This is a genomic window from Micromonospora sp. NPDC051296 (assembly GCF_040682255.1).
Lineage (GTDB): Bacteria > Actinomycetota > Actinomycetes > Mycobacteriales > Micromonosporaceae > Micromonospora > Micromonospora craterilacus.
This window is the reverse complement of sequence record NZ_JBFBAO010000431.1, coordinates 1-5279: the sequence shown is the minus strand read 5'-3', so window position 1 is coordinate 5279 and position 5279 is coordinate 1. Positions and strand designations below refer to the sequence as shown.

Annotated in this window: 4 protein-coding genes; 1 reads left to right on the top strand and 3 read right to left on the bottom strand. The window is 70.4% G+C overall.

The features are described 5' to 3' along the window. The 3 genes from AB0M52_RS29990 to AB0M52_RS29980 all read right to left on the bottom strand — a co-directional run. The coding region (locus AB0M52_RS29990) for a hypothetical protein (protein ID WP_363960710.1) at positions 1 to 848 on the bottom strand (848 nt) is incomplete at its 3' end. Then, positions 845 to 1642: an OAM dimerization domain-containing protein gene (locus AB0M52_RS29985; protein WP_363960708.1), complete on the bottom strand. Its 798-nt coding sequence runs from the start codon at positions 1640 to 1642 to the stop codon at positions 845 to 847. The genes AB0M52_RS29990 and AB0M52_RS29985, both read right to left, overlap by 4 nt. Then, entirely contained in the window at positions 1635 to 3194 is a 1560-nt protein-coding gene (locus AB0M52_RS29980; protein ID WP_363960706.1) for a lysine 5,6-aminomutase subunit alpha, read from the bottom strand. The genes AB0M52_RS29985 and AB0M52_RS29980 overlap by 8 nt, the downstream gene beginning before the upstream one ends. 437 nt (positions 3195 to 3631) lie before the next feature. Here AB0M52_RS29980 and AB0M52_RS29975 point away from each other — a divergent pair. Then, on the top strand, positions 3632 to 5279 hold a 1648-nt coding region (locus AB0M52_RS29975; protein ID WP_363960704.1), incomplete at its 3' end, for an acyl-CoA dehydrogenase family protein.

The window sequence follows — 5279 nt, the reverse complement described above, 5'->3', positions numbered from 1 at the left end:
GGCAGCAGTACCTTGGTGCTGTCCACCACCACGAAGGTGATCGGGCGGCCGCGGCGGGAGTCGGCGACGCGGCGCAGGAACGACTCGCACAGGGCGCCGGGCAGCAGCAGCCGGCAGTGCCCGGGATGCGGGCGGAACACCTCGCCGAGGTCGCCCGCGTCGGCCGCCAGCGGCAGCCGGGCCGGCAGCGGAATCGGCTCGCCGTCGTCCGGCAGCAGTGCCGGAGTCGCCCGGCCGGCCGCCGCTGCGCGTACCCTCGTGTCGGTCACGGGTGGCAGCCGAAGCAGGTCGGCCGCCCGCCTGGTGTGCCGGGCCACCCCGGCCGGATTCTGGTCGACGACCGCGCCGGTGGCCAGCACCACGCCGTCCACCAGGGCGGGAGAGCAGCCGATCCGCCGGTTGATCGAGCCATCCAGCAGCAGGTGGTCGATGCCGACGCCGGTGATGGCGTCGATCACCGTGCGCAGTTGGGCCGCGGTGCTCGGGCCGGCGACCTCGACGTGGCCGGGGGTCAGGACCCGGCCGATCACCACCCGGCCGAGCGGGGTGCGGTAGTCGGTGACGTGCAGCGTCTCGTACCGCAGGCCGCTGCGCTGCCACAGCACGTCGGTGGTGGCCACCACGCTGGCGAGGGGCAGCCAGATGCGCGGCTTGCCGACGTCGCGGTCCAACACGTCCCACTCCTCGCCGTCGCGCCCGAGCGAGGTGATGCCGACGAAGCGCCGACCCTCGCTGAGCCCGGTCAGGGCCGAGACGAGCGCCGTGGTCTTGCCGGTGTTCTTGGCCAGACCGGCGAACGCGGTGCGGCGCGACGCCGCCAGCAGGTCGGTGAGGTGCATGCGGGTCATCCGGTCGCGTGCAGCAGCCCGACGGGCGCCGCAGCGACTCGCGACCCGTGCCGGCGCGCCACGAGTTCCTGTGCCACGAAGGTGGCCACGTGATTGGGATAGGTGCCCTTGCTGAAGCCGGCGTCGAAGCCCAGCTCCTTGGCCAGCTCCGGGCTGATCCGGGGGCCGCCGCAGACTAGCACCATGCGCTCGCGCAGGCCCTCCGCGTCCACCAGCTCGACCAGCTCGGTGAGGTTGTGCACGTGCAGGTCCTGCTGGGTGACGGTCTGCGAGACCAGGATCGCGTCGGCGCCAACCTCGATCGCCTTGGCCACCAGTTCCTCGTTCGGCACCTGGCTGCCCAGGTTGATAACCCGGAAGTTCCGGTACGCCTCAAGGCCGTACTGCCCGTCGAAGCCCTTGAGGTTGAGCATCGCGTCGATGCCGACCGTGTGCGTGTCGGTGCCCGTGCTGGCGCCGACCACCACCACCGTCCGGCCCAGGTGCTTGTCGGCGTACTGCTCCACCTCCGACTTCGTGAGGAAGCGCGGGTCGGTGCCGTCGTAGTCGAGGGCGGCGTAGTCGACCGTGTGCGGGCACCGGGCGTACACCAGGAAGTAGGTGAAGCCGTCGGTCACCCGGGCCTGGTGCACCACCTCGGCCCGCTGGAGGCCCATCTCCGAGGCCAGTTTCAGCGCCGCCCGTCGGGCTGCCTTGGTGTCCGGCACCGGAAGGGTGAACGCCAGGCTGATGAAGCCGTCGTCCAGGGCATCGGCGTACGGGCGCACAGCTGCCAGGTTCACCGGGTCACGCATCGAGGCTCTCCTCCATCAGCTCCAGGTACGGGTTGAAGTACTGGTCGTCGATGTCGACCATGCCTTCGGCGCCGCGCCCGTCAGTGAGCCGCCGGGAGACGTTGCCGAACGTGCCGGCTTGGAGCGCGGCAAACAGTCCGCCGGCGGCGATCTCGGCGAGCAGGGACTCGGCGTCGGCGAGCACCTCGACGGCCCGCCGCTGGATAATGCCGCCTGGCCGGAACCGGATCTCGCCGGCGAGTTCGCGGGCGGTGTTCGCGACGTACCGGACGTTGGCCATGCCGATGACCCGGTCGTGGATGTGCGGCGTGAACAGGCCCTCGGTCGGCACCCCGATGGTCTGGATCCGCTGCTCGGTGGCGACGGCGAGCAGGTTGAACAGCGTGTCGACGGCCTGCGTGCGGAACAGGTCGCCGTCCATGTGCTTGGTCGGCGGCATGAACTTGACCGGACAGTTCGGAAACAGCTCGCGGGTCAGTTGCGCCTGCGCCCACTCGTACAGCAGGCCGTTGGTGACCGTGGGGTGGATCTCGAAGGCGTTGCCCAACCCGATCTGGTCGTCCGGCACCCCGGAACGGCGGGCCAGATGGTAGTTGATGAACTGGGACGCCACCACCGAGGGCGCGGCCGTGACGGCGTCCGCGGTGCGCAGGTAGTTGTCCTCGCCGGTGTTGATGACGATTCCGAAGTAGCCGTTCAGGCGCCGGGAGAAGCTCTGGTCGATGAGCGTGCGGACGATGTTGATGTCCCGATACAGGATGCCGTACAGGGCGTCGTTGACCATGTTGTCCAGGCCCTCGATGGCGCCCATCGCGGCGATCTCCGGCATACAGAGGCCGGAGCAGAAGCTGGACAGCCGCACGTACCGTCCGTTGGCCCGGGACCAGTCGTCCATGGCCTCCCGCATGATCCGGAAGTTCTCCTGGGTCGCGAACGTGCCGCCGTGACCCTCGGTGGTGGGGCCGTAGGGCACGTAGTCGAGCAAGCTTTGCGCGGTCGATCGGATCATCGCGACTATGTCGCCGCCGGCGTCGGCGACCGCCCGGGCGTGCGCCACATCCTCGTACACGTTGCCGGTGGCGGTCAGCACGTACGCGTGCGGGGTGGGCTGCTCGTCGAGCGAGGCGCGCCACTGGGTCCGCTCCGCGCGCCTGCGGCGCAACTCCTGCATGGTGCGGGCGGCCTCGTCGCGGACCGCGCGGCGGAGTTCGTCGGGTGCGCCGCGGGGCAGCGCGACGAGGTCGAGTTCCCGGGCGCTGACCAGTTTGGCGATGTCCTGCGGCGACCGTCCGGTCTGCACCATGGCGTTGCCCAGGTGGTATGCGATGCCGCTGGCCAGGCCGCCGCGGTCCTGTACGTGTCCGACCAGGATGTTGGGGATCGGGACGCCATTCGGGTCGACCCCGTCGATGCCCAGCAACCGGACGATCGTGCGCTCGACCGAGAGGGTGGTCTTGGCCGCGATGGCCCGCCACACGTCATCGGTGATCCGCTGCGCCGACTGGTGGCACGAGTCGACCATTGAACCATCGATGTCGAGTTTCGGCTCCATAGCACCTCGATATCCGTCAGTGTCGCCGCATCGAATAGCCGATCGGGATCTTCGGCGGCGTCGTTAAATGAAGAACAGGGTGCCGTCCGAATGGTCGGAATGACCGTACGGACCATTCCTGGGAGGGTGGTCGGATGCTGCGGCGACGCTATCACGAGAGGCAAAGCGGCGGCAGTTCTTTAAGCCGTGCCAAAAAGGCGATGGCCCGGTTCGGCCGAGGCCCAGTGCGTCCTTGACGGGTCTGAGCGGCCGTGGATATGGTCGCCCGGTCGATGGGGCCGAACCGCCCGGGCCGGCGATCGACCGGAATTCGGAGACGCTGTCATACGCGCAGCGCCCGGCTGGACCAGCAATTAACTAGTGTTGTCGGGTGGCGATTCCCTCGATCGCTGCAATGTGCGTCAGTGCTGTTTCAGGGCGGGAATTGGGGTGCCGCAATGCTGGATCTGACGCCGATCATCGGCGCCGCCGACGACGTGACGAACCCGTTCGGGACCGAACAGTTGGCCGAGCTGGACGCCGACGAGAGGTTCCCGGACGAGGCCTGCGCCGCGCTGGACGCGGCCGGTCTGTTCCGGCATTACGTCCCGGCCGCGTACGGCGGCGCGCTGGTCGACTACTGGCGGCTGCTCCAGCTCGTCCGGACCGTCGCCGCGCGCGACGTCACGGTGGCCGTCGCGCACGCCAAGACCTGGCTGGGCGGCGTGTCCGTCTGGGTGGGCGGCGGGCCCGGCCAGGCGTACCGGCTGGCCGAACGCATCCTCGACGGCGACGTGATCTCCTGGGGACTGACCGAGCGCGCACACGGCAGCGACCTGCTCGACGGCGAGGCGTCCGCCATCCGCACCGCGACGGGCTGGCGGCTCAGCGGCGAGAAGTGGCTGATCAACAACGCCACCCGTGGGCAGCTGATGTGCGTGCTGGCGCGCACAGACCAGGCCGGCGGCCCCCGCGGCTTCAGCCTCTTCCTGGTCGACAAGACCGCGCTGGCCCCGGGCAGCTTCACCTGCCTGTCGAAGATTCGCACGCTCGGTATCCGCGGCGCCGACATCAGCGGCATCCGGTTGCATGGCGCCGACCTCCCGCACGACGCGCTGGTCGGCGAGGTGGGGCAGGGTATCGAAACCGTGCTCAAGGCTCTCCAGGTCACCCGGCTGCTGTGCGCCGCGCTGTCGCTCGGTGCCGCCGAGCACGGCCTGCGGCTGGCCGGCCGGTTCGCCGCCGAGCGCAGCCTGTACGGGCGACGCTTGGCCGACCTGCCGCAGGTGCGCCGTACCCTGGGCCGAGCCGCCACCGCGCTGCTGGTCGCCGAGGTCACCACGCTGTTCGCGGCCCGGTCCGTGCAGGTGGTGCCGGCCGAAGCCAGCGTGCTCGGCGCGGTCACCAAGTCATTCGTGCCGACTCTGGTCCAGTCCGAGCTAGACGAGCTAGGCGAGTTGCTCGGCGCCCGCGGCTTCCTCACCGACGTATACGCCGACGGCGCCTTCGCCAAGCTGGAACGCGACCACCGGATCGTGTCGCTGTTCGACGGCAACACCCTGGTGACCCGGGCCGGGTTGATCGGGCAGCTGCCCCGGCTCGCCCGCGCGTTCCGGCAGGCGCCGCCGGCCGGCGACGAGATCGCCGCGGCGGCCACCCTCGACGCGCCCCTGCCCGGTCTGGACCTGACCCGGTTCAGCCTGTCCGCGCCTACCTGTGGCGCCCTGGCCGTGGTGCCGGACGTGGCCCGCCGGGTGAACGCCGACCCGAATCTGCCGTCCGAGGTGCGCAAGCTGGTCGTCCGCCTCAACCGGTCGGTGTCCGCCCTGCACCACGAAATGTCCCAGCGGGCGCCCGGCGCCAGGGCCGTGCCCGCATCCGCCTTTGGCCTCGCCGAACGCTACGAGTGGTGCTTTGCCGGTGCCGCCGCCCTGCACCTGTGGCAGTACAACCGGAGGCGGGTTACCGGCCCACTGTGGCGTGACGGGCTCTGGCTGCACGCCGCGTTGGCCCGGGTACTCGGCGGTCTGCGCGGCAGCACGCCGGCCGCCGCGGCCGAGGTGACCGACCGGATGGCCGAACACTACCTGGCCACCGAGGATCCAC

Bases quoted from the DNA above. Each gene is read 5' to 3' on its own strand.
- AB0M52_RS29980 (WP_363960706.1), bottom strand. From the start codon at position 3,194: ATGGAGCCGAAACTCGACATCGATGGTTCAATGGTCGACTCGTGCCAC.
- AB0M52_RS29985 (WP_363960708.1), bottom strand. From the start codon at position 1,642: ATGCGTGACCCGGTGAACCTGGCAGCTGTGCGCCCGTACGCCGATGCC.